The 20,522-nt window shown below is 64.6% G+C and carries 22 protein-coding genes; 10 read left to right on the top strand and 12 right to left on the bottom strand.

All coding sequences use genetic code 11. The features are described 5' to 3' along the window. The first annotated feature begins 4 nt into the window (after positions 1–4). The gene (locus P5W98_RS09525) at positions 5–292 is read left to right on the top strand and encodes a hypothetical protein (protein ID WP_421024325.1); all 288 of its coding nucleotides are present in this window, start codon (positions 5–7) and stop codon (positions 290–292) included. A gap of 56 nt (positions 293–348) precedes the next feature. Here the strand turns inward: P5W98_RS09525 and P5W98_RS09520 are convergent, their stop codons facing one another. Both P5W98_RS09520 and P5W98_RS09515 read right to left on the bottom strand, forming a co-directional pair. Further along, positions 349–1,194 (bottom strand): 23S rRNA (adenine(2030)-N(6))-methyltransferase RlmJ, encoded by an 846-nt coding sequence (locus P5W98_RS09520; RefSeq protein ID WP_421024324.1) that lies wholly within the window; start codon positions 1,192–1,194, stop codon positions 349–351. A 168-nt stretch (positions 1,195–1,362) separates the two neighbouring features. After that, complete coding sequence (locus P5W98_RS09515; protein WP_421025235.1) at positions 1,363–2,334, bottom strand: potassium channel beta subunit family protein; 972 nt, start codon at positions 2,332–2,334, stop codon at positions 1,363–1,365. 237 nt (positions 2,335–2,571) lie between these two features. On the opposite strand from P5W98_RS09515, the gene P5W98_RS09510 reads away from it, so the two are divergent. Continuing rightward, on the top strand, positions 2,572–3,375 hold the full coding sequence (locus P5W98_RS09510; RefSeq protein ID WP_129562382.1) for a 3-hydroxybutyrate dehydrogenase: 804 nt from the start codon (positions 2,572–2,574) through the stop codon (positions 3,373–3,375). Positions 3,376–3,390: 15 nt separating this feature from the next. Continuing rightward, entirely contained in the window at positions 3,391–4,746 is a 1,356-nt protein-coding gene (locus P5W98_RS09505; RefSeq protein ID WP_421024323.1) for a DUF3734 domain-containing protein, read from the top strand. 95 nt (positions 4,747–4,841) lie between these two features. On the opposite strand, the gene P5W98_RS09500 is transcribed toward P5W98_RS09505, so the two are convergent. Continuing rightward, positions 4,842–6,041 (bottom strand): amino acid aminotransferase, encoded by a 1,200-nt coding sequence (locus P5W98_RS09500; protein WP_421024322.1) that lies wholly within the window; start codon positions 6,039–6,041, stop codon positions 4,842–4,844. A gap of 268 nt (positions 6,042–6,309) precedes the next feature. On the opposite strand from P5W98_RS09500, the gene uvrB reads away from it, so the two are divergent. The 6 genes from uvrB (at position 6,310) to P5W98_RS09470 (ending at position 12,509) form a co-directional block, all read left to right on the top strand. After that, entirely contained in the window at positions 6,310–8,391 is a 2,082-nt protein-coding gene (gene uvrB, locus P5W98_RS09495) for an excinuclease ABC subunit UvrB (protein ID WP_421024321.1), read from the top strand. Between the two features lie 248 nt (positions 8,392–8,639). After that, positions 8,640–9,188, top strand: a complete 549-nt coding sequence (locus P5W98_RS09490) for an iron transporter (RefSeq protein ID WP_421024320.1) — start codon at positions 8,640–8,642, stop codon at positions 9,186–9,188. A gap of 60 nt (positions 9,189–9,248) precedes the next feature. After that, complete coding sequence (locus tag P5W98_RS09485) at positions 9,249–9,602, top strand: cupredoxin domain-containing protein (protein WP_421024319.1); 354 nt, start codon at positions 9,249–9,251, stop codon at positions 9,600–9,602. A gap of 81 nt (positions 9,603–9,683) precedes the next feature. Further along, positions 9,684–10,529 (top strand): FTR1 family iron permease, encoded by an 846-nt coding sequence (locus tag P5W98_RS09480; RefSeq protein WP_421024318.1) that lies wholly within the window; start codon positions 9,684–9,686, stop codon positions 10,527–10,529. Next, positions 10,526–11,956: a 4Fe-4S binding protein gene (locus P5W98_RS09475; RefSeq protein WP_421024317.1), complete on the top strand. Its 1,431-nt coding sequence runs from the start codon at positions 10,526–10,528 to the stop codon at positions 11,954–11,956. The genes P5W98_RS09480 and P5W98_RS09475 overlap by 4 nt, the downstream gene beginning before the upstream one ends. A 145-nt stretch (positions 11,957–12,101) precedes the next feature. Then, positions 12,102–12,509 (top strand): GlcG/HbpS family heme-binding protein, encoded by a 408-nt coding sequence (locus P5W98_RS09470; protein WP_421024316.1) that lies wholly within the window; start codon positions 12,102–12,104, stop codon positions 12,507–12,509. Positions 12,510–12,789: 280 nt separating this feature from the next. Here P5W98_RS09470 and hemP read toward each other — a convergent pair whose 3' ends face one another. The 4 genes from hemP to P5W98_RS09450 all read right to left on the bottom strand — a co-directional run bounded on the left by hemP (position 12,790) and on the right by P5W98_RS09450 (position 15,246). Beyond that, positions 12,790–13,044 (bottom strand): hemin uptake protein HemP, encoded by a 255-nt coding sequence (hemP, locus tag P5W98_RS09465; RefSeq protein WP_421024315.1) that lies wholly within the window; start codon positions 13,042–13,044, stop codon positions 12,790–12,792. Between the two features lie 241 nt (positions 13,045–13,285). Continuing rightward, a complete protein-coding gene (locus P5W98_RS09460) occupies positions 13,286–13,771 on the bottom strand; it encodes an SRPBCC family protein (RefSeq protein ID WP_035523086.1) in 486 nt (161 codons plus the stop codon). A 38-nt stretch (positions 13,772–13,809) separates the two neighbouring features. Further along, the gene (locus tag P5W98_RS09455) at positions 13,810–14,208 is read right to left on the bottom strand and encodes an OsmC family protein (protein WP_421024314.1); all 399 of its coding nucleotides are present in this window, start codon (positions 14,206–14,208) and stop codon (positions 13,810–13,812) included. Between the two features lie 156 nt (positions 14,209–14,364). Next, the gene (locus P5W98_RS09450) at positions 14,365–15,246 is read right to left on the bottom strand and encodes a pirin family protein (protein ID WP_421024313.1); all 882 of its coding nucleotides are present in this window, start codon (positions 15,244–15,246) and stop codon (positions 14,365–14,367) included. Positions 15,247–15,368: 122 nt separating this feature from the next. Between P5W98_RS09450 and P5W98_RS09445 the strand changes: the two genes are divergently transcribed. Continuing rightward, positions 15,369–16,388, top strand: coding sequence for a LysR family transcriptional regulator (locus P5W98_RS09445; protein ID WP_421024312.1), 1,020 nt, complete (start codon positions 15,369–15,371; stop codon positions 16,386–16,388). 481 nt (positions 16,389–16,869) lie between these two features. Here the strand turns inward: P5W98_RS09445 and P5W98_RS09440 are convergent, their stop codons facing one another. From P5W98_RS09440 to murI, 5 genes are all read right to left on the bottom strand, one after another. After that, positions 16,870–17,289, bottom strand: a complete 420-nt coding sequence (locus tag P5W98_RS09440; protein ID WP_421024311.1) for an ExbD/TolR family protein — start codon at positions 17,287–17,289, stop codon at positions 16,870–16,872. A gap of 19 nt (positions 17,290–17,308) precedes the next feature. Then, positions 17,309–18,034 (bottom strand): MotA/TolQ/ExbB proton channel family protein, encoded by a 726-nt coding sequence (locus P5W98_RS09435; protein WP_421024310.1) that lies wholly within the window; start codon positions 18,032–18,034, stop codon positions 17,309–17,311. A gap of 66 nt (positions 18,035–18,100) precedes the next feature. Continuing rightward, positions 18,101–18,871 carry a TonB family protein gene (locus tag P5W98_RS09430; protein WP_421024309.1) on the bottom strand — a complete coding sequence of 257 codons (771 nt, stop codon included), beginning with the start codon at positions 18,869–18,871 and terminating at the stop codon, positions 18,101–18,103. 294 nt (positions 18,872–19,165) lie between these two features. Next, the gene (locus P5W98_RS09425) at positions 19,166–19,417 is read right to left on the bottom strand and encodes a (2Fe-2S)-binding protein (RefSeq protein WP_421024308.1); all 252 of its coding nucleotides are present in this window, start codon (positions 19,415–19,417) and stop codon (positions 19,166–19,168) included. A gap of 231 nt (positions 19,418–19,648) precedes the next feature. After that, a complete protein-coding gene (gene murI / locus P5W98_RS09420; RefSeq protein ID WP_421024307.1) occupies positions 19,649–20,521 on the bottom strand; it encodes a glutamate racemase in 873 nt (290 codons plus the stop codon). Position 20,522 lies beyond the last annotated feature (1 nt).

Below are 20,522 nucleotides of genomic sequence, written 5' to 3'. Positions count from 1 at the left end.
GCTCATGGCGAGCGCCGTTCTGGCGACAGGGCTGATGAGTGCCGGCGCGCTCGCAGCCGGCAAGCCATTGATTCTGGATACGCAGCAAGGCATCAGCGATGGCCAGTCGGGCGTGGTGCTGCAGAACGCGCCGCTTTCGTCTCAGCCGATGGTGCAGACCCCGTCGTTGCCCACACTGAACGGGACGGGGGCGGACGGCTCGCAGGTGCCGATCATCGTCGCGCCCTATGTGGAGGTGCCGGGTGGCAGAGGACGGCCGCCTCGGCCTATGCCAAGACCCGCGCCGCAATGATGCCGGCGCGCATCGGGCAGCGCCGCGCAGCCAGTGCCGTGCGGGGCGCGTGAATTTCAGTCGCCGCGCGATTCGATCTTGAATTGCGCACCCTCGTCCATGCCGAGCGCCTTGACCAGCCACGGCATGGTTTCCTTGAGCGTGGCCGCGAGCGTGTAGGGCGGATTCAGGATGAACATGCCGCTGCCGTACAGGCCGAAACCGTCTTCAGGCGGACGGCTGACCGACAGCGTGACGTGCAGCCAGTTCTTTTCCTGGATGCGCTTCAGTTGCTCGGGAAAGCGCTGCGACTCCGGCCGCGTGACCTGTGGATACCAGACCGCGTAAGTGCCGGTGGCAAAGCGTTGAAGCCCTTCCTCCACACACGCGATGGTGCGTGCGTAGTCGCGCTTGTCCTCGAACGACGGGTCGATCAGCACGAGCGCGCGGCGTGGCGGCGGGGGCAGCAGCGCCTTGATGCCGTCGAAGCCATCGCCCGCGTGGATCATCACGCGGCGGCCTGCATCGCGAAAGCGGTGGCGCAGCACGTCGATCTCCGTGCTGTGCAGCTCGAACAGGCGCATGCGGTCCTGTTCGCGCATCAGCCGCCAGGCGAGATAGGGTGAGCCGGGATAGAAGCGCAGTTCGCCGTCGGGATTGAGCGCCGCGACTTCATCGACATACTCGGCCAGCATCGCCGGCAGATCGGTGCGGCCCCAGAGCTTGCCGATACCGGTGTCGAACTCGGCGTTCTTCGTGGCGTAGCCTTCGCGCAGCGCATAGGCGCCCGCGCCCGCATGGGTGTCGATGTACCAGTACGCCTTGTCCTTCTTGCCGAGGTATTGCAGCAGTTGCACGACGACGGCGTGCTTGAGGACATCGGCATGATTGCCGGCGTGGAAGGCGTGACGGTAGCTCAGCATGATGGGGCGGACGCGAGGTCGGTGGGGATCGAAAAAATGCAGGCAAGTGCGCGCGCGGCCCGGTAATGCATGCGGGCGCGCCGACGAGGTCGCGTATTGTACAACCGCGGTACCACGCCGGCGCTTTGGCACGGCGTATCGTGCCGATCGCCATGCGCGCAGCGCGCCTCAATCGTAGCTGTCGCCGACTATCGCTTCGATCTTCTCCTTCACCTCGGGCGTGATCTTCTGCGCCACTTCACGCGCCAGCATGTTTTCGCCGATTTGCTCGACGCGGGACGCACCGGTAATCACCGTACTCACGTGCGGATTCTTGAGAATCCACGCGAGCGCAAGCTGACCCACCGTGCAGTCCAGCTCCTTCGCGAAGCCCGCGAGCCGGCCGACGATCTCGTTCTTGTCGGCGTCGGTGACTTCCTTGCGCAGCCAGTCGTAGCCCTGCAACAGGGCGCGGCTGCCGGCGGGTACGCCGCCCCGGTATTTGCCCGTGAGCATGCCTGAGGCGAGCGGGCTCCACGTGGTGAGGCCGAGGCCGATGTCTTCATAGAGCCGCCGGTATTCGCTTTCCACGCGGCGGCGGTGGAACAGGTTGTACTGCGGCTGCTCCATGACGGGCTTGTGAAGGTGATGCCGGTCCGCGATGTCCCACGCGGCGCGAATTTCGTCGGCGCTCCACTCCGAGGTGCCCCAATAGAGCGCCTTGCCGCGCGAGATCATGTCGCTCATGGCCCAGACGGTTTCCTCGATGGGCGTGTTCGGATCGGGGCGGTGGCAGAACACCAGGTCGACGTAATCGAGCTGCAGCCGCTTGAGCGAGCCGTCGATGGCGTTCATGAGGTACTTGCGGTTGAGCGTGTGATACTGGTTGGGCGCCTCGTTCAAGCCCCAGAAGAACTTGGTGGACACCACGTAGCTCACGCGCGGCCAGGCGAGTTCCTTGAGCGCCTGACCCATGATTTCCTCCGATTTGCCGCCCGCGTAGGCCTCGGCATTGTCGAAGAAGTTGACGCCCGCGTCGCGCGCTGCAGCAAGCGATTCGCGTGCGAGATTGCGATCGACCTGATTGCCGTAGGTGACCCACGAGCCGATGGACAGTTCGCTGACTTGCAGGCCCGAGCGGCCCAGTCGCCGATAGTTCATGAACGCCTCCTTGTAGAGCGGCCAACTTAGCATGATCCGTGCGGGTGTGCTGAGCACTCGCGGCGCGCCGACATTGTCGGGATCGACGTGCGCGGTGCGCGGCTTCATGCACAATAGCGCGGTTGGCTGCGGCGCAACATCCGGCCGAATGGCGTAGGCAAATCCTTAAGCCATTCGACAGGTTTGACGGCATGCGTGCGCTGGAGTCTCATCTCGTCTACTACCTGGAGGTGCTCGATGTCGTCTCTCACTCTGAATACGAAGCTCGATGGCAAGGTTGCGGTGGTTACTGGCGCGGCCAGCGGCATCGGCAAGCAGATTGCGCTCACGCTCGCGCAGGCGGGCGCGGCAGTCGCCATCGCCGACCTCAACCAGAGCGGCGCCGACGCCGTGGCCGAGGAGATCAAGGGCGCGGGCGGCAAGGCCATCGGCGTGGCCATGGACGTCACGAGCGAAGAGGCCGTGAACCAGGGCATCGACCGCGTGGCGGCCGAGCTTGGCCCGGTCGACATCCTCGTTTCGAACGCCGGCATCCAGATCGTGAACCCCATCGAAAACTACGCGTTCTCCGACTGGAAGAAGATGCAGGCCATTCATGTGGATGGCGCGTTCCTTACCACCAAGGCCGTGCTCAAGCACATGTACAAGGACGACCGCGGCGGCGTCGTGATTTATATGGGCTCGGTGCATTCGCACGAGGCTTCTCCGCTCAAGTCGGCGTATGTGGCGGCCAAGCATGCGCTGCTGGGTCTCGCGCGCGTGCTCGCGAAGGAAGGCGGCAAGCACAACGTGCGCTCGCATGTGGTGTGTCCGGGCTTCGTGCGCACGCCGCTGGTGGAAAAGCAGATTCCCGAGCAGGCGAAGGAGCTGGGCATTTCCGAGGAAGAAGTGGTCAAGCGCGTGATGCTGGGCGGCACCGTCGATGGCATCTTCACGACGGTCGAGGACGTGGCGCAAACGGTGTTGTTCCTCTCTGCGTTTCCGAGTGCGGCCTTCACCGGCCAGTCGTTCGTGGTGAGCCACGGCTGGTTCATGCAATAACGCGGAGAGCCGGCCATGGCGCAGCGCAAGAAAGGGCGGATCGAATCGGGCGCAGTTGGAGATGAGGGCGCGCGCAGCGGAACCGGGTTGCGCTCCGATGTGCAATCCGATGTGCGATCCGATAAGGAGCCGGGCTCGCGGGCGCGCGCAAAGCCTGCGCCGTCGTCAGCCGCGTGCCCGCAGCCGTTTGCCTCGAAGTGCGCAAGCGCTTGCGCGCAGTGGGAGACCGTTGCGCTTACGCTGCAAGGCGGCGGCGCGCTGGGGGCCTATCAGGCGGGCGTATTCGAAGGTCTCGTCGAGGCCGGCATCACGCCCAACTGGATCGCGGGCATCTCGATCGGCGCGCTCAACACGGCGCTGATCGCGGGCAATGCGCCCGAGCATCGCGTGGCGCGCCTGCGCGAGTTCTGGGAGACGATCTGCCAGCCGGCCTACACGCCGCCGTTGCCGGCCTTCATCGAGCACGCTTTGTTCAACTCGGGCGAGGCCATCCGCAAGACCTTCACGGCCATGCAGGCGGCGAGCGCGGTGGTCGAAGGCCAGAAGGGCTTTTTCGTGCCGCGCGTTCCGCCGCCGCTGCCGCAGGCGTCCGGGCATCCGGAGAAGGCGAGCTATTACGATACGAAGCCGCTCAAGGCCACGCTCGAACGCCTGTGCGACTTCGATCGCATAAATTCACGCGAGACTCGCGTGTCGGTCGGGGCCGTGAACGTGGCGAGCGGCAACTTCGTCTACTTCGACAACACCACCACGAAGCTGCGGTCCGAGCACTTCATCGCCTCGGGGGCGTTGCCGCCGGGTTTCGCGGCGGTGGAGATCGACGGCGAGTATTACTGGGACGGCGGGCTGATGTCGAATACGCCGCTCTACGAGGTGATCCAGACTTCGCCCCGGCGCGACACGCTCGCGTTCCAGGTGGATCTCTGGAGCGCGCGCGGGCCGGTGCCCGACAGCATCGCCGACGTTCAGGGCCGCGTGAAGGACATTCAGTACTCGAGCCGCACGCGTCTCGTGACCGACATGCTCCAGCGTGCACAGCGTTACCGGCACGTGTTGCGCGAGGTGCTCAATCGCGTCGCGCCCGAGCATCGGGACGACGCGTGGGTCAAGCTGGCCGACGAGCTTTCGTGCTCGAAAAAGTACAACGTGATCCACCTGATCTACCGGCAGAAGGAGTACGAAGGCCACTTCAAGGACTTCCAGTTCGGCGTCTCGACGATGCGCGAGCACTGGGCGAGCGGTCTGGAGGACATTCGCGCGTCGCTCTCGCAGCCGGACTGGCTCGACAAGCCCGACAACGACTCCGGCTTTGTCACGCACGACATTCACCGCGACAGCCGCGGGCCCGGCAATGGGGAGCACGGCGGCTAGCAAACGGCGCGCGCCAGAAAACAAAAAGCGCCCGCTCTTTCGAACGGGCGCTTTTCTTTGTGCCTGGGCTGCGCCCGGGTTGTGCCTGTATTGCCTTACTTCAGCACTTGCACGATGGCGTTAGCCACGGCGTCGAGGTTGCGCGTGTTCAGCGCGGCCACGCAGATGCGGCCCGTGCTCACGGCGTAGATGCCGAATTCTTCGCGCAGGCGATCGACTTGCGCCGCGGTCAGGCCCGAGTACGAGAACATGCCGCGCTGCACGTTGATGAAGTTGAAGTCGCGGTCCACGCCCGCTGCCGCGAGGCGCTCGACAAGGCCCGTGCGCATCGCGCGAATGCGGTTGCGCATTTCGCCCAGCTCGGTTTCCCACATCGCGCGCAGTTCGGCCGAGCCGAGCACCGCTGCAACCACCGAGCCGCCGTGCGTCGGCGGGTTCGAATAGTTCGTGCGGATCACGCGCTTGAGTTGCGAGAGCACGCGCGCCGACTCTTCCTTGCTGTTGGTGATGATCGACAGCGCGCCCACGCGCTCGCCATACAGCGAGAACGACTTCGAGAACGACGACGAGACGAACACGTTGAGTTCCGAAGCGGCGAACAGGCGCACGACTTCGCCGTCTTCGGCGATGCCGTCACCGAAACCTTGATAAGCGATGTCGAGGAACGGCACGAGGTTGCGCGCCTTCACGGCCTCGATCACCTGCTTCCACTGGTCGATCGTGAGGTCCACGCCGGTCGGGTTGTGGCAGCACGCGTGCAGCACGACGACGGTGCCCGCGGCGTAGCTGTTGAGCGCGTTCAGCATGCCTTCGAAGTTCACGCCGTTGGTCTGCGCGTCGTAGTACGGGTAGGCGACCACTTCGAAACCGGCGCTTTCGAACAGCGCGCGGTGGTTTTCCCAGCTCGGGTCGCTGATCGCCACCTTGGCGTTCGGGTTCACGCGCTTCAGGAAGTCGGCGCCGATCTTCAGCGCGCCCGTGCCGCCCAGCGCCTGCGCCGTGACGACGCGGCCCGCTGCGATCAGCGGCGAGTCGTCGCCGAGCAGCAGCTTTTGCACGGCTGCGTCATAGGCGGCAATGCCTTCGATGGGCAGGTAGCCGCGCGGCAGACCGGCTTCGACGCGGGCCTTTTCCGCTTCGCGCACTGCGCGCAGCAGCGGAATCTTGCCTTCTTCGTTGGTGTACACGCCCACTCCGAGGTTCACCTTGGTCGCGCGCGTATCGGCGTTATAGGCTTCGTTCAGACCCAGGATCGGGTCGCGGGGGGCGAGTTCGACAGCGGAAAAGAGGGACATGATGGTTCGGCAAAAGTGAGTGAGAAGCTCGGTGGGCCGCGCGCTGCGGGTGTTGCGGGTTGCGTCGGGCAGCCGGCCACGCAACTCGCCATTGTAACGAATCCTCGGGCCGTTTTTTCGCCGACAGCGACATTGGCGGGGCCATTTTTTTCAATGCCGACCGACGCTTGCGCGCCGGATGGCTCGTCGCGGCCGCCCTGACGAGGCCATCGGCAAGAACGCGCAAGACGCTAGAATAGTTGTTTGCTCAGCGCCCAGGATGTCACCCATGTCCGACCACACCGTCGCCGACGCGCCCGCGCTCGACGAGTCGAAGTTCGTTCAGTACGAAGGCTCGCCGTTTCAGCTCTACCAGCCGTATCCGCCGGCCGGCGACCAGCCGACCGCCATCGAAACGCTCGTCGAAGGGGTGGGGGACGGTCTTTCGTTTCAGACCCTGCTTGGCGTGACCGGCTCGGGCAAGACCTTCACGATGGCCAACACCATCGCACGCCTCGGCCGCCCGGCCATCGTGTTTGCGCCCAACAAGACGCTCGCCGCGCAGCTTTACGCGGAGTTCCGGGAGTTCTTTCCGCGCAACGCGGTCGAGTACTTCGTCTCGTACTACGACTACTACCAGCCGGAAGCCTATGTGCCGCAGCGCGATCTCTTCATCGAGAAGGATTCGTCGATCAACGAGCACATCGAGCAGATGCGGCTCTCGGCCACCAAGAGCCTGATGGAGCGCCGCGACGTGGTGATCGTCGCGACCGTCTCGGCGATCTACGGTATCGGCAATCCGTCCGAGTACCACCAGATGATCCTCACGCTGCGCCAGGGCGATCGCATCGGCCAGCGCGACGTCATCGCGCGCCTGATCGCGATGCAGTACTCGCGCAACGAGCAGGATTTCCAGCGCGGCACCTTCCGCGTGCGCGGCGACACCATCGACATCTTCCCGGCCGAGCACGCCGAAATGGCCGTGCGTCTCGAACTCTTCGACGACGAAGTGGAGACGCTGCAGCTGTTCGACCCGCTCACGGGCCGCGTGCGCCAGAAGATTCCGCGCTTCACCGTTTATCCGTCGTCGCACTACGTGACGCCGCGCGAGACCGTGCTGCGCGCGGTCGAGACGATCAAGTCCGAGCTGCGCGAGCGGCTCGAGTTCTTCCACACGGAAGGCAAGCTCGTGGAGGCGCAGCGCCTCGAGCAGCGCACCCGCTTCGATCTGGAAATGCTCCAGGAACTGGGCTTCTGCAAGGGCATCGAGAATTACTCGCGGCATTTTTCGGGCGCGCTGCCCGGCGAGCCGCCGCCCACGCTCGTCGATTACCTGCCCACCGACGCGATGATGTTCCTCGACGAATCGCACGTGCTGATCGGCCAGCTCAACGGCATGTACAACGGCGACCGCGCGCGCAAGGAAAATCTCGTCGACTACGGTTTTCGCCTGCCTTCGGCACTCGATAACCGGCCGCTCAAGTTCAACGAGTTCGAGCGCAAGATGCGCCAGGTCGTGTTCGTCTCGGCCACGCCCGCCGACTACGAGAAAAAAGTCACGGGACAGATCGCCGAGCAGGTGGTGCGCCCGACGGGTCTCGTCGATCCGGTGATCGAAGTGCGCCCGGCCGCCACCCAGGTCGACGATGTGCTCGCCGAGATCAACGAGCGCGTGGCTGCAGGCGAGCGTGTGCTGGTGACCACGCTCACCAAGCGCATGGCCGAGCAGCTCACCGAGTTTCTCGCCGACCACGGCGTGAAGGTGCGCTATCTTCACAGCGACATCGATACGGTCGAGCGCGTGGAGATCATCCGCGACCTGCGTCTGGGCACCTTCGACGTGCTGGTGGGCATCAACCTGTTGCGCGAGGGCCTCGACATTCCCGAGGTCTCGCTCGTGGCGATTCTCGACGCCGACAAGGAAGGCTTCCTGCGCGCCGAGCGCTCGCTCATCCAGACGATCGGCCGCGCGGCGCGCAACGTGAACGGCAAGGCGATTCTCTATGGCGACCGCATCACCGACTCGATGCGCCGTGCCATCGACGAGACCGAGCGCCGCCGCGCCAAGCAGATCGCCTTCAACGAAGAGCACGGCATCGTGCCGCGCGGCGTGGTCAAGCGCATCAAGGACATCATCGACGGCGTCTACAACGTGGACGAGGCGCGCGCCGAGCTGCGCGAGGAGCAGGAGCGCGCGAAGTTCGAGGACATGAATGAAAAGCAGATCGCGAAGGAGATCAAGAAGCTCGAGAAGCAGATGATGGACTACGCGAAGAACCTCGAATTCGAGAAGGCCGCGCAGACGCGCGACCAGCTCGCGGTGCTGCGCCGGCGCGTATTCGGGGCCAATGTGGACGATCATCCGGCCTGAGCATCCCGAGCCGCGCCTTTGCTGCGGGCTGCCGTAAGCCCGCGTGCCGTAAGCCCGCGTTGAGGCAGCATTGAGGCAGCGTTGCGAAAACCCTGTTGCAGTGAAGTTTTCCGCTTGCGGCTCTTTGTTTCACATCAACTTCGGTGTTAAACTCGGCCATTATTGAGAATTGTTCGCATTATCGTTATTGCGTACATGTGCGAAACGGTTCGATGGTCATGTCACTCATAAGAACACCAGGAGTTTCGATGCGGATCCATTCTCTCTTGCGCGGCACTGTCGCCATTGCGGCCGCGGGCGCGGCGTTCGCGGCCCAGGCGGCCGAATACCCGATCGGCAAGCAGCAAATCCAGGGCGGCATGGAAATCGGCGCGGTCTATCTGCAGCCGATCACGATGGAGCCGGAGGGCATGATGCGCAAGGCGTCGGAGTCCGATATCCACCTGGAGTCGGATATTCACGCGGTGAAGAACAATCCGACCGGCTTCGCCGAAGGCGACTGGATGCCGTATCTGCAGGTTCACTACGAGTTGACCAAGCCGGGTTCGAGCTACGTGCAAAAGGGCGACCTGATGCCGATGGTCGCGAACGACGGCCCGCATTATGGCGATAACGTCAAGCTCGCGGGCCCGGGCAAGTACCACCTGAAGCTGATCGTGGACGCGCCGATGCAGACGGGCCACATGGCGTTCGGCCGTCACGTCGACAAGGAAACCGGCGTGGGCCCGTGGTTCAAGCCCATCACGCTCGAATACGACTTCCCGTTCGCGGGCATCGGCAAGAAGGGCGGCTATTAATCGTTACGGGTCGCGATTAGTCGCGGCACATCGCTGGACTCGATGGAGCAGGTAACCCCGATGACTGGAATCCGGAATTTTGCGACGCTCGCGCTGTGCGCGTCTTTTGCCGCGCCGCTCGCGGGCGTGGCCAATCTGGCGCACGCCGAGGATATGCCGACGTTCAAGCTGGAAATGACCGACGGCAAGCTCAACCCCGCGCGCATCGAGGTGCCGGCGGGCAAGCGCATCAAGATCGAAGTGCGCAACACCGGCAAGGGCGCGGCGGAGTTCGAGAGCGTCCAGTTGCGCAAGGAGAAGGTGCTTGCGCCAGGCGCGGACTCGTTTGTCGTGATCGCGCCGCTGGATCCGGGCGAGTACAAATTCTTCGACGATTTTCATCAGCAGGCGCAGGGCGTGATTGTCGCCAAATGAGCGTCGTCAGGTGAGTGTTGCGTAGCAGGGAACGTGGCCGGCGCCGCAGTTCAAATGCGGCCGGCGGCAGGAGGTGTATCAATGGGTCAGGTCTTGTTCATCGTCTGGCGGGAGAGCGTCGAAGCGCTGCTCGTCGTCGGCATTCTTTATGCGTGGCTGAGAAACGGCGACGATGATGCGCGTCGCGGTTTGCCGTATTTGTGGGCCGGCGTGGGTCTCGGCGTGCTGGCGGCGGTCGCGCTGGGCGCGGCGCTCGTGGGCTTCACGGAGGTGCTCTCCGGCGACGCGCAGGACTACTTCCAGACCGGCATGGTGCTGGTCGCGTGTGTGCTGATCGTGCAGATGGTGCTGTGGATGAAGCAGCACGGGCGCACGCTCAAGCGCGAGATGGAGCAGTCGCTCGAGCAGACGACGCGCGACGCGAACTGGTGGGGCATCACGGTGCTCGTTGCGCTCGCTATCGCGCGCGAGGGCAGCGAGACGGTGATCTTCCTGTACGGCCTCGGCTTTGGCCAGTCGGGCCACGTGGACGCGGGCCAGTACATGGCCGTGCTGCTGGGCCTCGGCCTCGCGCTCCTCACGTTCTACCTGCTGCAACTGGGCGGCAAGGTGTTCTCGTGGCGCCACTTCTTCCGCGTCACCGAGATCATGCTGCTGTTCCTCGGCGCGGGCCTGTTCCAGACCGGCGTGGACAAGCTCATCGACAAGGAAGTCCTGCCGACGATCGTCGACCAGGTGTGGAATTCGTCGGCGATCCTCGACGATTCGGGCACCTTCGGCTCGCTCGTCGCGACGCTCACGGGCTACCGCGCCCACCCGGCGCTCATGAACCTGATCGCCTATGCGGTGTACTGGCTCGTGGTGTGGTTCCTCGCTCGCCGCGCGGACGGCCGTGCCGCCGCCGTGACCAAGAGGAAGGCAGCATGAGTTGTTCGTTGGGCCAAGGCCCGGCCCAGCGGACGCTGAGGCAGCGCTGGCTCGCTCAGGCGGGCCAATGGATGCAGCGGCACGGTGCGGTCATTCGCGCCGTGCAGTGGGTGGTTGTGGCGGTCTATGCGTTCCTGATTCTCGTGCCCGCCGTCATGCCGCTGCCCGGCGATACGGCGCATCTGTGGAACAACCTCACGCTCGCGGCGCAGTTCGTGTTCTGGGGCATCTGGTGGCCGTTCGTGCTGCTCTCGATGGTGCTGCTCGGGCGCGTGTGGTGCGGCGTGCTGTGCCCCGAGGGCGCGCTCAGCGAGTTCGCGAGCAAGTTCGGGCGCGGCAAGTCCATTCCGCACTGGATGCGCTGGGGCGGTTGGCCGTTCGTGGCGTTTGGCCTCACCACCATCTACGGCCAGATGGTGAGCGTCTATCAGTACCCCAAGGCGGTGTTGCTCGTGCTGGGCGGCTCCACGCTCGGCGCGATGGTGATCGGCTTTCTGTACGGGCGCGAAAAGCGCGTCTGGTGCAAATATCTCTGCCCCGTGAACGGGGTTTTTTCGCTTCTGGCGCGTCTCGCGCCGTTTCACTTCAAGGTCGATGAAGACGCGTGGCGCAACTCGTACACGCACGGCGAGCATGGCGGCAAACGCGTGATTCCCGTGAATTGCGCGCCGCTCGTGCCGTTGCGCAACATGAAGGGCGCCGCGGCGTGCCACATGTGCGGGCGCTGCAGCGGCCACCGCGATGCGATCGCGCTCACGTGGCGCTCGCCTTCGGAAGAAGTGGTGGCGCTCGGCGACAAGCAGGCGAGCGGCTGGGACACCGCACTTATTCTGTACGGACTCCTTGGCATTGCGATCGGCGCGTTTCACTGGACCGCCTCGCGGTGGTTCGTCGACCTCAAGCAGTCGATCGCGGGCTGGCTCATCGACCAGAACATCACCTGGCCGCTCGACACCAATGCGCCGTGGTTCCTGCTCACGCATTACCCCGAGCAAAACGATGTGTTTTCGTGGCTCGACGGCACCATGATCGTCGGCTATATCGTCGTGACGGGGCTCGTTTACGGCACGGTGCTGCTCGCGACTCTCGCGCTCTCGACCGTATTCGTCGGACGTTTCGATATGCGCCGGCTCCATCACTTTGCGCAGGCGCTCATTCCGCTCGCGGGCGCGGGCGTGTTCCTCGGCTTGTCGGCCACGACGCTCTCGTTGTTGCGCGCCGAGCACATGCAACTCGACTGGGCCTCGAGCGTGCGCATTGCAATCCTCGTAATCACCAATGCGTGGAGCGCGTGGCTCGCGTGGCGCGTCACGGGACGCTACAGCACGCGTCTGTGGCAACGTGCGCTGGCGCTGGCGGGCTTCTGCGCGGCGCTTGCCGTGGTCGACAGCGCGTGGTGGCTCATGTTCTGGGGCTGGGCGCATTGAGCCCCGGATGACCCGGGCCGCATAGCTTCGTCGATGGCGAATGACGGGTATACGAAGAAGGGCAGCGCCACGGCGCGAGTGTGCGTGTACTCTCAAAAGCCGGACTGGCGGTGCGCCACCCATTTTTGACTATTCGGAGACACGTATGCGAACCAGAGCAGTACTAACCGACGAAGACGTGATCAAAGTGGCCGATGCGGCTATTGCGCACGCTCGTGCGAACGAGTGGAAGGTGACGATTTCGATCGTCGACGACGGTGGGCATCTGCTGTATTTGCGTCGCCTCGACGGCGCGCCGCCGATCAGCAGCGACGTGGCGCCAGGCAAGGCGCGCACGGCCGCGCTGGGGCGCCGCGAAAGCCGCTTCTTCGAGGAGATGATCCGCGACGGCCGCACGGCGTTCCTGAGCGTGCCGCTCACGGCCATGCTCGAAGGCGGCTTGCCGATCATCGCGAACGGCGACGTGATTGGCGCGGTGGGCGTCTCGGGCGTGAAGGCCGACCAGGACGCGGCCATTGCACTGGCGGGCATCAAGGCGCTGAACCTCACGTAAGCATGGCGATCATCGCGCCATGACGCGTGTGACAGCAAAAGCAGAAAGCCGCGGCAATCGTCCGCGGCTTTCTGCTTTTTTGCTTCGTGCGACAACGCTTCGTGTGCCGCTACGGTTTGAGCATGGGAAAAAAACGGCCTGGCTGGCTGCGACGGCTGCTTGAAGGAGGGATGCACGAACGAAGGGGTCTAGTCTCGCGTGCAAGCCGTCGTTGCTGGCTAATGCCAACGCCTCTCGGTGGAGGCGGTCCCCACAATACCCGGTACTGAAAACTAAAACATCACTTGGTCAGAATCAGCTTGCCGAGCCGCGTTGCCCGCAACTGGTAAGTCTCGCCGTTATGCACGATGCTCACGTGGCTGCGGCCCTGCAGCAGCGCGGCGCTGGCGAGCGGGCGATCGGCGCCCGTTTGCGGGGCGGCCGTGGCCGCCGAGTGGGTCTTTGCGATGGCCGGGCTGGCGCTCTTTTGCGTGCCGGTGAGGGCGGAGCCAGTGCGGCGCACGCTGAGTGTCGACGAGCGGTTGAATTCGGTCATGAGCGTGACGGGGTTGGATCTCGATTCGATGAGTTCATATTAAATGATAATCGTTCCCATTTGCAATATCGAGAAACTCATCGAAATCCTGTGTCGATAGCTTGGCTCACAAAAGACGACGCCCGGCATCTAGCCGGGCGCGTGGCGAGGAGTGTGCTGCAACTCAGTGCGGCAACTCAGTGCGGCCGCTCGGTACAGCCGCTCAGTACAGCCGCTCAGTACAGCCGCTCAGTACAGCCGCTCAGTGCAGCGGCGCTTCCGGTTCGCCCAGCCCCTGCACGTACTGACGAATGAGCCGCACGGTGTCGATATCCGACTCGCGATACGCCGACTTCACGATCTCCGAGGTCTGGCGGTCGTCTTCCGTATCGGCGGTCGGCAGCGTCGTGCGGTACTCGAAGCGCAGGAACAACTGCAACTCGTCGGGCTGCTCGATCGTCATCGTGAGCGAGCCGCCCACGTAGTCCGCAGTCGGGAGGATGTCGTAACGCACGTTGTCGTTCGGCGTGAGCGTGACGCGGTCGCGCACCGTGGCCTGGCCGTAATGCAGCTCACGTTCGAGCGTATTGCCTTCGCGCGAAAGGATCGTGCAGTCGTCGAGACCGATCACGAAAAGCTGCGGCTGCTCGGCGCGTAGCACGAGACCTTCCCAAAGCTGCTCGCGCGTCATGGGCAGGACGAGCGGGTTGAGCGGGTCGTTGATCTGGATGAGGTGTTCGAAATTCAAGGCGCGGCCTTCTTGTGGCTGTTTCCGTCCGTCGCCGCTCATGCGGCGACAAGCCCCGAGCGGATCGTGATCGTATTCGTCAGGACCTTGTGGACCGGACATGCGTTGGCGATCTGCAGCAGACGCTCGCGCTGCTCGTTCGAGAGTGCGCCATCGAGCGCGATCTGGCGATCGATCGTGGTGCCTTCGCTGCCGGTTTGCATCGACAGCTTCACGCGCACGCCTTTGAGCGGCCACTCTTTTCTTTGCGCATACATCTTCAGCGTGATCGAAGTGCAGGCGCCGAGGCTCGACAGCAGCAGGGCAAAGGGCGAAGGACCGCTGTCGCCGCCGCCGGCCGATGCCGGTTCGTCGGCGAACCACGTGTGAGTGCCATCGTCGAACTGAACCTTGTAGTTGGTCGAGCCAATCTGTGCGGTGACTGCGGTTTCGGCCATGCGCTCCTCGCGGACGGAACGGTTGAAAGGGAACACGCCGCAGCCCGTCGGGCGCGGCATGGAAAGTCTTATTGTGACGGAAAGCGGCTCAAGTTGCGGAGGTGTCGACCATGCGCGCCGCGCAATTTCGAAACGCCCGGCGCGCTCCCTGTGCACTCAGTGCGCGATGTGCCCCATGCGCCCAGCCTGATAGTCGAGCACTGCCTCGCGGATCTCCTGCTCGGTGTTCATCACGAACGGGCCGTAGCGCACGACCGGTTCGTTAAGCGGCAGGCCGCCGATCAGCAGCACTTCGGCGGGCTCGGCCGCGTCGGCGGGCGTGGAAATCGCGACGGTGTCCCCATCGTCGGCGAACGCCACCATGTGCTGCGCGCCGATCGCCTCGCCATTCGCCCCGTATTGCGCCGTGCCGGAAAGACCGTAGGCGAACACGTTCCAGCCCGCGGGCACGGGCTGCTCGACGCGCGCGCCGGGCGCAAGCGTGAAGTGCAAATACAGGATGGGCGTGCGCGTCTCGATGGCCGCCGTGGCGCCCAGCGACTCGCCGGCAATCACCTTGACCGTGGCGCGGCCATCCGCCGAGCGGCCCTGCGGAATCCGCGCGTGCGGCATCTCCTGATAACGCGGCGCGATCATCTTGTCGCTGGCGGGCAGGTTCACCCACAACTGCAGCCCATGCATGCGGCCGCCCGTGCGGACGAATTCGGGGTCGGGCATTTCGCTGTGGACCACGCCCGCGCCCGCCGTCATCCATTGCACATCGCCGGGCGCGAGCGTGCCCGAATGGCCGGCCGAGTCCTTGTGGCCCGAGCGGCCCTCGAGCATATAGGTGACCGTCTCGAAGCCCCGGTGCGGATGATCGGGCGCGCCCTTCGCCGCACCCGGCGCATAGTCGACCGGGCCCATCTCGTCGAGCAGCAGGAACGGGTCGAAATCCATTAGCTGGCGGGTGGGGAAGGGCCGGTTGACGATGAAGCCACCGCCCTCGGTGGTGCGAACGGCGGGAAAGACGTGGGCGATCGAGCGGACGGCCGACATGGATATCACCTCGAAAAAATGGGAATTACGCGATATGCGAAACAAACCGCTATTATAGGTAGCCGATTTGGCCTGTTTGGCGGCCTGATCGCAATGGATTGTCCCATCGCTGGAACGACGACATGCAAATCGATTCGCACAACCTGAACGACCTGATGTACTTCTCGCAGGTGGTGGAGCACGGCGGATTCTCGGCGGCCGAACGCGTGCTCGGCATTTCGAAGTCGCGCCTGTCGCGGCGGGTGAGCGAACTGGAGGCGTCGCTCGGCGTGCGTCTGTTGCAGCGTTCCACGCGCAAGCTCGCGCTTACCGAGGCCGGCGAGCTGTTCTACCAGCATTGCCGCGCGATGCTCTCGGAGGCGCAGGCCGCGGTGAACGTCGTTCAGTCGCTGCGTTCATCGCCGCGCGGCACGGTGCGCGTGAGCGTGCCGGTCACGCTGTCGCAAACCATCTTTTCGCAAATCATTCCCGAGTTCATGCATCGCTACCCTGAAGTGCGGGTGGTGATGCGCGTGACGAACCGCGTGATCGACCTTTTCGAAGACTCGGTCGATATCGCCTTGCGCGTGCGCTCGGAGCCGCCGGAGAACGCCAATATCGTGGTGCGGCCGCTCTGGCGCACCGAGCAGATGCTGGTGGGCGCGCCCAGCCTGCTCGCGCAGAACGCGCCGCCGCTCGCGCCCGAGGACCTCGCGCGCTTCGAGACCCTCGACACGCCCACGAGCGATGGCCGCCACGTGTACCACCTGATCGCGCCGGACGGCACGCATCACGCGCACGAGCACGAGCCAAGGCTCATTACCGCCGACCTCACGATCATTCGCGAAGCCGTGCTGGCCGGCCTCGGCATCGCGGCGATGCCGGAAATGATGTATGGCGCCGCGCTGCGCACCGGCAAGCTCTCGCCGGTGATGCCGGGCTGGACGCTGCCGGTGCCGCAGCTTTATGCGGTATTTCTCTCGCGCCAGGGCATGGTTCCCGCCGTGCGCGCGTTCGTTGACTATCTGGTCGAAGTGCTCGATTCGGGGCAGGGCCTGCAGCAGGAATGCCCGCTCAGGAGCGACGTGGTCGCGCTGATGGAGCAGGGTAAGGGGAGCAGCGTGGCGCCAGCGAAGGCTGTGCGCAAGAGCGAAACGGTTTGAGATGTGCGCGGCGAGTCGCACGTGAAAGCACGAGCTTTGCGAACATGTACGCGCTTGCGCGTGCGCGAATTTCGAGCCGATGCGCATAGTGCGAAATGGGCTCTTTGTGGCTCGCTGGTGCCTTGCTTGTGCGCCGTTTGTGTTTAGGCATTTAAGCGCCGCCGGCAATCGTTACTTTCAATGGCCGAAGTATTGAACGTGGACGGCGAGAGGAATATATTGAAATCCCTCTCGCCAAGCACCGGTCTTGTGCGGGAATTGATGGCCGCTATCATAGCGAGCCTTCAGGGCTGAAAGCGCAGTCCGTGTCGATCACGGCAAGTCGCATGTGCCGATGTGAACCGAACGATTGTCGGGGATCGTCGCCACCGCCCGAATGCGCCGCGTGCGCACGAAAAAAGGCCCTCATCTGACGATGAGGGCCTTTTACTTTGGACTTCGAAGTCTCCGGTTGCTTCGATTCCGCGCGCTCATCGACCACTTAATGGCGGGCGGGATCGGTGACGAAGCCGAGTTTGGTCAGGCCGCCGCTCTGCGCGGCCGACATCACCTGCGCGACTTTTTCGTAAGCGACCTTGCGGTCCGCGTTCAGGTGCAGCTCGGGCTGCGGCTGCTGTTGCGCCGCTGCGGCGATCTTCGTCTTGAGCGCGTCGGCGTCGACGGCCGCGCCGTCCCACAGCACCGTGCCGTCCGCCTCGATCGCGAGGTTGATCTGCGCGGGCCTCGCGTCTTCCTTCTGGCTGCTCGCATGCGGAAGGTCGATCTTCACGGCGTGGCGGATCACGGGAATCGTCACCATGAAGACGATCAGGAGAACCAACATGACGTCGACGAGCGGCGTCATGTTGATCTCGTTCATCAGGCCGTCGTCATCGTCGCTGGCAAAGGGGCTCATCGCCATGTTGCTGGCCTCCGCTCGATTAGTGGTTGCGCGCGGCGACGCGCAGATTGCCACCCTTCGCCGTCGACGACAGGCGCGCGCCCGTCACGAAGAACGCATGCAGGCCGTGCGCGAAGCGGTTGAGCTTCGTGACGACCGACTTGTTGGCGCGCGTGAGCGCGTTGTAGCCGAGCACGGCGGGAATCGCGACGAACAGGCCGAATGCGGTCATGATCAGCGCTTCGCCCACCGGGCCCGCCACCGCGTCGATCGACGTCTGGCCCGTCGCGCCGATGGTCAGCAGCGCGTGATAGATGCCCCACACCGTGCCGAACAGGCCGACGAACGGCGCCGTGCTGCCGATCGAGGCGAGGATCGCAAGGCCCGATTGCATCTTCGCGATCGAGTCGTCCATGGTGTCCTTCAGGCAGCGCGTGATCCAGTCCGAGACGTCCATGCGATCGTGCAGATGCGGCTGCGTCTGATGATGATGCTCGGCGGCTTCCTGGCCCGAGAGCGCGAGCGCGAGGAACGGGTTGTCTTCGCGCGTGCCGCTACCGAGCTTTTTCACGCCTTCGGCGAGATCGTCCGAATGCCAGAACGAGGTCTCGGCGTTCTTCGTGAGGCGCTTCAGGCGCGCGACGTTCCAGCCCTTCACGACGATCACGCACCACGACAGCACCGACATGATCAGCAGCGCGAGCGCGATGCCGCGCGTCACGAAATCCCCTTGCGCCCAGACGTGGGCGATACCGTAGTTCTGCATGGTTTTTCCTCTATTTCAATTCGTCTAAACGGTGCAATTCGGATGACTGCGCAGATGACTGCGTCGTTAGTTTTGCAGGCTGAAATCGAATGGCTGCGTGTAGGCCGCGCGCACTGGCTGACCGTCTTCCATGTACGGCTTGCAGGTGCTGTTGCGCATCGCGGCTAGCGCGGCGTCGTCGAGGCGGCTGTAGCCGCTGCTCTTCTTTAGTTCGATGTTTTCGAGCTTGCCGGTCAGCCCCACCACGAAGTGCACGTGGGCCACGCCAGTTTCGCCGCGACGCTTCGAGAGCATCGGGTAGTCGGGCTCGACGATGTCGCAGTCGAGATGCGAGACGTTTTTGGGCGCGGCATGTGCCATCGTCGGCTTGCCTTGCGCGGGGGCGGCGGCCTGCGTTGCGGGCGCCGGAGCGGGCGCGGCGGGTGCAGCGGGTGCAGCGGGCATGGGCGGCGCCGGTTCGGCGGGCACGCTCGTCTCGACCACGTGCTGCGAGGGCGCGTCGGCGACCGGCACCGGTGCGGGAGTCGGCTTGGGTTTGGGCTGGACCTTGGGTTGCTCGCGGCTCACGCGCTGAACCGGCGTGGGGCGCGGCGGCGTGGGCATCGACTGGATCGCGGCTGGCGCGGCGACGGGTTCGGGCCGGAGCAGTTCGGCCGTTATGGTCCGCGATTCGAGCGAAACAGGCGTGATGGCGTTGCGTTGGTACAGCGCGACGGCAATGAGTCCGGCGTGCAGCGCGACGACGATCGCGCACGCGGTCACGACGCGGCGTTGCGTGCCCGAAGGACGCAAAACGGGAAGCATTTGCGCGTTGGCGGAGGTTTGGGAAGCCTGCATGTTAGCGTGGCCATCCGAAAGGCGACGGCGCGCAGGCTGGGCAACGCTTCGCGACGGGCGGCTTTATTTGCGAAAGATCAACAGCGAAATGCATACAGTGGTCACGAATCCAATCAGCAATTCCATCCCGGCACACTCCTCTTCAAAAGGACACGGGGACTAGCTGGCTGGTCGTGAAACTGGCTTGCTGTCGGCGGTAAGGCGGGCAGTAAAGCGCTCTGGCGTGAACGCGTGCGAGCGGTACAGCGAAGGCGCGCGCCCCAGTGGTGAGGGACGAGGCGCGCGGCGCAGCAATCAGGCGGCCTTGCGCTCGTAGAACGTCAGGGGAGCGGCTTGCGGCATGGCTGTCGGGTGCGCATGGCTCACGCCGCAGTGCGTGGCGCAAGCGCCGCTTTGCGCCATCACTTCGCGCACGGATTCCTCGCACTTGCCGCAGCAGGTCGCGACGCCGAGTTCGAACTGCAACTCGTCGAAAGAGTCCATGCCTTCCGCGATGGAGGCGCGGATCGTTCGGTCGGAGACGGACTTGCACACGCAGACAATCATGATGGACCGCAATAAAGAGAGTTAATGCGAATTATTATCATTATGTTTGCCGGCTTTGGCAAGCATGCAGACAGATTTTTTGTAACAGAACCAGACCCTTAGTACGGGTTTTGCGTGCGATCAATATGGACAGGCGCCCGGAGGGTTGCCGGGAAATGGGGCTGGAAGGCAGAAGCCTGGAGTGAGGCGCGCGCGGGGAGCGGGGCCGGGCGCGGGCGGCCCGGAGGGTGTTCAGGCGGCGTTGACTTCGGGTTCGCGCGTGCGCGGCGAGGGGATGCTCACGCATTCGACCTGCGCCTCGATGCCGAGCAAGACCGCCGCAAGCGTGCGCAGATGCGCGCCGTCGCTGGTCGAGCAGAAGCGCGCCGGCGTGCCTGCGGCTGCGCTGGCGCCTGCGTCGTCGGCCGGATGCGCACGCAATCCATGCTGATCGAGCACACGCTCGAGCTGGCGCGCGATCGCCACGCTCGTATCCACGAGCGTCATGCGTTCGCCCACGATCGAGCGGATGGCCGCATCGAGAAAGGGGTAGTGCGTGCAGCCGAGCACGAGCGTGTCCGCGCCCGCGTCGAGCATCGGCTGCACATAGCCGCGCAGCAGCTCGACGAGCGCCGGCGAATTCACGTCGCAGCGTTCGACCGCCTCCACGAGTCCGTGGCCCGGCTGGCACAGCACGCGCAGATCGGCGGCGTGGCGCTCGACCAGCGCCTGAAAGCGCGCGCTGCGCAGCGTCACCGGGGTGGCGAGCACGCCTGCCACGCGCGATTTAGACAGCGCGGCCGCAGGCTTGATGCCGGGCTCCACGCCCACGAGCGGGACCGCGAGCCGCTCGCGCACGAGCGCGATCGACTGTGCGGTGGCGGTATTGCAGGCCACCACGAGCGCCTTGGCGCCCTGCGCGACGAGCCATTCGCAAATGGCGAGCGTGCGGTCGGCGATGAAGTCGTCGTCGCGCTTGCCATAGGGCGCATAGCGCGAGTCGGCCACGTAGATGAGGCGTTCGGCGGGCAATTGCGCGCGCACGGCGCGCAGCACCGAGAGGCCGCCAAGCCCGGAATCGAAGATGCCGATGGGCGCGGCGCAGGAAGAAGCCGGAGCGTTCAAG

Source organism: Paraburkholderia sp. A1BS-2L (genome assembly GCF_051125205.1).
Classification (GTDB): domain Bacteria; phylum Pseudomonadota; class Gammaproteobacteria; order Burkholderiales; family Burkholderiaceae; genus Paraburkholderia.
Note: the sequence above shows the minus strand (reverse complement) of the source record. Positions and strands in the feature narration are given on the sequence as shown.